This is a genomic window from Microcoleus sp. BM001215392 (genome assembly GCF_036700185.1).
Lineage (GTDB): Bacteria > Cyanobacteriota > Cyanobacteriia > Cyanobacteriales > Microcoleaceae > Microcoleus.
This window is the reverse complement of record NZ_JAUBOJ010000564.1, coordinates 1-3,355: the sequence shown is the minus strand read 5'-3', so window position 1 is coordinate 3,355 and position 3,355 is coordinate 1. Positions and strand designations below refer to the sequence as shown.

General features: G+C 47.7%; 2 protein-coding genes. Both read right to left on the bottom strand.

The annotated features are described in order from the left end of the window. The coding region (ftsH, locus tag QT974_RS32690) for an ATP-dependent zinc metalloprotease FtsH (protein ID WP_333472519.1) at window positions 1–1,779 on the bottom strand (1,779 nt) is incomplete at its 3' end. A 309-nt stretch (window positions 1,780–2,088) separates the two neighbouring features. Then, window positions 2,089–2,934: a M48 family metalloprotease gene (locus tag QT974_RS32685; protein ID WP_333472518.1), complete on the bottom strand. Its 846-nt coding sequence runs from the start codon at window positions 2,932–2,934 to the stop codon at window positions 2,089–2,091. Window positions 2,935–3,355 lie beyond the last annotated feature (421 nt).

Genomic DNA, 3,355 nt, shown 5'->3' with positions numbered 1-3,355 from the left:
CTGCGTGATTGTTTCCAACAATTCCCGATTGGCTTTGAGAATATCCAAAGCTTGCTGATGTGCAGTTTCGACGATTTCTTTCACTTCTTGGTCGATCGCCTCCGCAGTTGTAGCACTCACCGCACGGCGCGCATTTCCCATACCATCGCCGAGGAACGATTGTTGAGCGCGATCGTACGCCAGAGGCCCCAAAACCTTACTCATCCCGTAAGTTGTCACCATCCGTTCCGCTAAATCCGTCGCCCTTTGCAAGTCGTTGGAGGCGCCAGTAGTAATGCTACCAAACACGACTTCTTCAGCCGATCGCCCTCCAAGCAGTGTAGCAATTTGACCGCGCAGTTCCGACTCATCTAACAAGAAACGGTCTTCAGTCGGTACTTGCAACGTGTAACCCAATGCAGCCATACCGCGCGGGACGATCGAGATTTTCGACACTTCGCCGCCGCCAGTCATCACAGCGCCCACCATCGCGTGCCCGACTTCGTGGTAAGCCACAATCTTTTTCTCTTTTTCGTTGAGCACCCGGCTTTTCTTTTCCAAGCCAGCTACAACCCGCTCAAACGCCTCATAAAAGTCTTCCTGTGCCACAGCGAGGCGCTTGTTGCGAGCAGCTAGCAAGGCAGCTTCATTGACCAAATTTGCCAAATCTGCGCCCGAAAAACCGGGGGTACGAGTGGCGACGGCTTTTAAGTCAATATCCGGGCCCAACTTCACTTTTTGCGAGTGAATGTTCAAAATTGCTTCGCGGCCGGATAAATCAGGGCGATCGACTAAAACTTGGCGATCGAAACGGCCGGGGCGCAACAAAGCAGCATCCAAACTTTCCGGGCGGTTCGTAGCAGCCAGGACAATTACCGTAGTATTACCCACAGCAAAACCGTCCATTTCAGTTAACAGTTGATTGAGAGTTTGTTCGCGTTCGTCATTCCCACCGAAGGCGGCATTAGTGCTGCGAGATTTGCCGATCGCATCCAATTCATCAATAAAGATAATACAAGGAGCCTGTTTTTTCGCCTGCTCGAATAAATCTCTGACTCTTGCAGAACCGACACCGACAAACAACTCTACAAACTCCGAACCGGAGATACTAAAAAACGGCACACCAGCTTCACCAGCTACAGCCTTTGCTAACAGAGTTTTGCCAGTTCCCGGAGGCCCGACCAACAGCACGCCCTTCGGAATGCGCGCGCCGATTGCGGTGAATTTGTCGGGAGTTTTCAGGAATTCCACAACTTCGACTAATTCAGTCTTAGCCTCTTCAACTCCTGCTACGTCAGCAAAAGTGATTTTCGCAGATTCGCCTTCTACGTAGACCTTAGCTTTGCTTTTGCCGATCGACAGCGCGCCCTGCGGCCCGCCACCCTGTCTGTTCATAAAAAATTGAAAAATAGCCACAAAAATCAGCGGCGGAACCACCCAGCTCAAAACACTGCCTATCCAGCCATTTTTAGAAGGCGGAGTTGCCGCAAATTCCACGCCTTTTTCTTCCAAAAGTTTGGGAAGTTCCAGGTCAAAAATCGGGGTAGTTGACAGAATTTGACCGGGTTTGTCACCTTCGCCTTTGAGTTGGTAGCGAATTTCATTTTGACCAACCGAAGCTCTCACCACATCTTGTTCTTGGACTTGATGAACGAACAAGCTGTAAGGCACTTGCGGAATTTGAGGCCCGAATAAATTTGGCAAAAAGATATTTGCCAGTAGAAACAGACTTGATAGCAATAACAAGATATTGCTAATTTGCCGAAAACGAGGGGGTTGGGGCTGGTCTTTAATCGCCATTGAAACCTATCATCCTTTGATTTAAAGCACTTTTATTTATTTATTTTGTCATCAAAAGTGTACAAACTGTCAAGCGGATTTCCTCACTCGATCGGTCGGTTAACCCGGTAGCAGGGATTTGCTACTTTTAATCAGGTTTTTTTTTAACGAACCGCGAAGACGCTAAGGACACGAAGGAAGACAAGAAGGGAAGAGCGTTAGAATTCTGAATAGTTGTTAATAGTTAATTAAAGGTTATTACTTCTCTTTTCTGACTTCGCGATCTTCGCGTCTTCGCGGTTGGTTAGTAAAGTACGCACGCAATTCTGGCTAACCGCCCGAGACATTCTTAGCAAACTCTTCGCGTCCAGACACTAAATTAGGTGGAACACCGTTAGGGAAATTTTGGGCGATTAAAGCTTGCAACTTTTCAACTCGATTTTCAGGATTCGGGTGAGAACTCAAAAACTCCGGCGCTGCTTCGCCATTCCTAGCAGAACCGAGAATTTGCATCACCTCAACAATAGCTCTTGGATCGTAACCCGCTTCGGTCATAAACCGAAAACCGAGGCGATCGCTCTCAAGTTCATCTGCTCTACCGTACCGCAAACCGACAACTTGATTCACCGCTTGAGCAATTAATGCTGCTTGTTGTCCGCCACCGCGCTCGTCGCTGGCGGCCACTCCAACCGCCGTCACCAAAGACCGACCAAGTTGCTGTTTTGCAAGGTGTTCCGCAGCGTGTCGCCCCACAACGTGACCGCTTTCGTGCCCAAGTACAGCCGCCAACTGAGCCTCGGAATTCAGCCGCCGCATCAGTCCGGCGGTAATGAAAACTTGTCCCCCGGGGAGAGCAAAAGCATTGACAGTTTTGGGGTCTCGCAGCAGGTGGAATTCAAACGGATAACCGGCTTTTTTCGCCTCTGAACCGTTGACAACTCGTTCTCCGACTCGATCGACATATTGTTGAATACTCTGGCTTGGATAAAGCCCTCCGTATTGAGCCGCCATTTTGTCTCGCGCCTCCAATCCCAAAACTACCTCTTGGCGGGGAGAAAGCTGCACTCGCTGTTTCTCCCCAGTTACGGGATTTTGTACGCTGCTGGTAAAATAGGTGATTGCCCCAAAAAATGCCATTAATAAGCCGATCGCGAATCGGAATAAAAATCTATTCACAGGCGTTCACCTAAAAAGTTTAGCCTGTACTCTACCAGACAAACAGCTATCTCGACATCTATCTGAAGTATCAATAATGGAAGATGGTTGTTAGAGATTTTTTTGGATGATTTTTTTTGACGAACCGCGAAGACGCGAAGGACACTAAGGAAGAGAAGAAGAGAAGAAGAGAAGAAGGTTGTTAGAGATTTTTTTGGATATTTTTTTTTTGACGAACCGCGAAGACGCTAAGGACACTAAGGAAGAGAAGAGAAGAGAAGAAGGTTATAGTTGTGAATGGTTGGTTAGTAATTACTTAATGGTTATTAGTTCAGCATGGCTTGAAGATGCTCTCGCTCTTCTCTTCCTTCTTACCTCTTCCTGATGACAACTAACAACTAACAACTAACAACTAACAACTAACAACTAACAACTAACAACT